This is a genomic window from Miniimonas arenae (assembly GCF_006351005.1).
Taxonomy (GTDB): domain Bacteria; phylum Actinomycetota; class Actinomycetes; order Actinomycetales; family Beutenbergiaceae; genus Miniimonas; species Miniimonas arenae.
Genome location: NZ_VENP01000107.1, coordinates 1 through 2,672, shown reverse-complemented (window position 1 = coordinate 2,672; position 2,672 = coordinate 1). Strand labels below are relative to the sequence as shown.

Genomic DNA, 2,672 nt, shown 5'->3' with positions numbered 1-2,672 from the left:
CGGCGAGCGCCCGGCAGCGACGACGCCCGACGGCGAGCGCCCGACGGCGAGCGCCCGGCAGCGACGACGCCCGACGGCGAGCGCCCGGCAGCGACGACGCCCGACGGCGAGCGCCCGACGGCGAGCCGCCCGCCAGGCGATTCAGTCCCGCCCGTAGATGTCCCGCGTGTACACCTTGTGCCCGCCACCCGCGGCGTCGAGCTCCTCCGACCGCCGGTTGGCGACGATGACGTCCGCGCGCTTCACGAACTCACCCAGGTCCCGGACTACCTCGGAGTGGAAGAACTCCGGCTCCTCGAGCGCGGGCTCGAACACGATGACCTCGACGCCCTTGGCCTTGATCCGCTTCATCACGCCCTGGATCGCGGAGGAGCGGAAGTTGTCCGAGCCCTCCTTCATCACGAGCCGGTACATCCCCACCACGCGCGGCTGGTGGGAGAGCACGTCCGCGGCGATGAAGTCCTTCCGCGTGGAGTTCGCGTCGACGATGGCCGAGATGAGGTTCTGCGGCACGTGCCGGTAGTTGGCGAGCAGTTGCTTGGTGTCCTTCGGCAGGCAGTACCCGCCGTACCCGAAGGACGGGTTGTTGTAGTGCGACCCGATCCGCGGGTCGAGCCCGACGCCCTCGATGACCTTCGCGGTGTCGAGCCCGCGGGTCGCGGCGTAGGTGTCGAGCTCGTTGAAGTACGCGACCCGCAACGCGAGGTACGTGTTGGCGAACAGCTTGATCGCCTCGGCCTCACTGGACCGGGTGAGCAGCACCGGGACGTCCGGGGCGAGGGCACCTTCGCGCAGGAGCTCCGCGAACTGCCGTCCGCGAGCGGAGTCCGAGCCCACCACGATCCGGCTGGGATAGAGGTTGTCGTGCAGCGCCCGACCCTCGCGCAGGAACTCGGGGGAGAAGATGATCGCCGCGCCCAGGTGGGTCTCGCGCATGGCCGCGGTGAACCCGACCGGGACGGTCGACTTCACGATGATCGTCGCCTCCGGGTTCACCTCGAGCACGTCCCGGATCACGGACTCCACCGACGAGGTGTCGAAGTAGTTCGTGACCGGGTCGTAGTCGGTGGGCGTGGCCACGACGACGAACGCCGCTCCCGCGTACGCCGCGCGCCAGTCGGTGGTCGCCTCGAGCGACAGCGGGACCTCGGCGAGGTAGCGCTCGATGTCCGGGTCGACGATGGGGGAGTGGCGCTCGTTGAGGAGCGCGACCTTGCTCTCGTCGATGTCGACGGCGACGACGTCGTGGTGCGGGGCCAGGATGACGGCGAGGGAGAGTCCGACGTAGCCCGTGCCGGCGACTGCGATCTTCACGCCTCGATCCTAGGGACGAGCGACGCCGGCGCGCGCACGAGAGCCGACCGGGCGCCGAGGCGACCCGGCCGAACCGACCCGGGGATCGCGAGCGGTCAGACCCCGCGGATGGCGTCGAGCAGCTCCCGGGCCACGGCTTCGGACCCCGCGGCCAGCACCGACTCCGAGGCGAACGACCACTCCGCACCCGCCAGGTCGAGCACCACGCCGCCCGCCTCGCGGACGGCCAGCGCCCCGGCGCCGGTGTCCCACGGGTGGTTGCCGTAGAGGATCGCCGCGCTGGTGCGTCCGGTCGCGACCCACGACAGCTCCGTCGCCGAGCTGCCGACCATCCGCAGGCGCCCCACTCGCGCGGCCACCGCCGTGGTGAGCGCGGCGCGCCGCTCCAGCGGCCAGGGTCCGGTGTTGGTCCAGGAGAAGTCGCCCACGGTGATGCAGCCCGTGGCCAGCTCGCCGTCGGACGTGTGCGCGCGAACGGGTGGCTCGCCGTCGAGCACCTCCCACGTGCCCAGGCCGCGCGCGCTCCAGACGACGCGCCCGCTCTCGACCTCGCCCGTGGCCCCGGCCACGGGCGCGCCGCCGCGCGCGAGCGCCACGGTGCTGGCGACGAGGCCGATCCCCGCCACGAAGTTCGCCGTCCCGTCGACCGGGTCCACGATCCAGCGGTCCGGCACCGTCAGGTCCGGCGACCCCTCCTCGCCCTGGACGGGCAGGTCGGACGCGGCGAGCACGCCGCGGATGGCCTCCTCGGCCGCGAGGTCGGTCGCCGTCAGCAGGTCGGCGGGGTGCGCCTTCACGGCCACGACGGCGCGGGAGTCCGCCGCGCGGATCGCCGCCAGGCCGGCACGCACCGCCGCGACGGCGAGCTGGGCGTCGGCCGTCGTGGTCGGGTCGTCGAGGGCGGGGGAGAGATGGGTCATGTCAACCATCCTCCCCTGCACAGCGGACGGGTCCGGCGTGCAGCGGGCGAACTCCGGGTGAACGGGGTCAGTGACCGAGCTGCTCGTCGAGCCAGTCGAACATCCGCTGCGCGGTGAGCCCGCGCGCGAGGGGCTGGCAGTGGCCGTCGGCACCCTCGGCCGCGGTGAACGGGACGAGCGTGGAGACGGTCGGCGCCAGGGCGGCGAGCTGCTCGGCCTGGCCGGGCCAGAACTGCTCGTTCTCGGGCGAGAGGATCAGCAGGGGCGTGGTGATCCGATCCGCGACGTCGGCGACCGTGTACCGGCGCACCGCCGCGATGGTCTCGCCATAGCCGGTGGTGCCGTACGGCCGCGCGCGGAACTGCCAGGTGCGCGCCGTGTCGGGTGAGAACTTCATGCCGAAGGCCATCTCGCGGTCGAACTTCTCGACGTCACCCG

At 72.6% G+C, this 2,672-nt stretch carries 3 protein-coding genes; all 3 read right to left on the bottom strand.

Annotation, left to right across the window (positions count from 1 at the left end):
- Window positions 1–141 precede the first annotated feature (141 nt).
- Window positions 142–1,314 (bottom strand): nucleotide sugar dehydrogenase, encoded by a 1,173-nt coding sequence (locus FH969_RS14745; RefSeq protein ID WP_139987946.1) that lies wholly within the window; start codon window positions 1,312–1,314, stop codon window positions 142–144.
- Between the two features lie 95 nt (window positions 1,315–1,409).
- Window positions 1,410–2,234 carry an inositol monophosphatase family protein gene (locus tag FH969_RS14740; RefSeq protein ID WP_180359830.1) on the bottom strand — a complete coding sequence of 275 codons (825 nt, stop codon included), beginning with the start codon at window positions 2,232–2,234 and terminating at the stop codon, window positions 1,410–1,412.
- Window positions 2,235–2,301: 67 nt separating this feature from the next.
- A partial coding sequence (locus FH969_RS14735) for an alpha/beta hydrolase family protein (RefSeq protein WP_425462471.1) occupies window positions 2,302–2,672 on the bottom strand: 371 nt, incomplete at its 5' end.

Excerpts from the sequence above, each read along its gene's own strand:
- FH969_RS14740 (WP_180359830.1), bottom strand. The coding sequence starts at position 2,234 with ATGACCCATCTCTCCCCCGCCCTCGACGACCCGACCACGACGGCCGAC.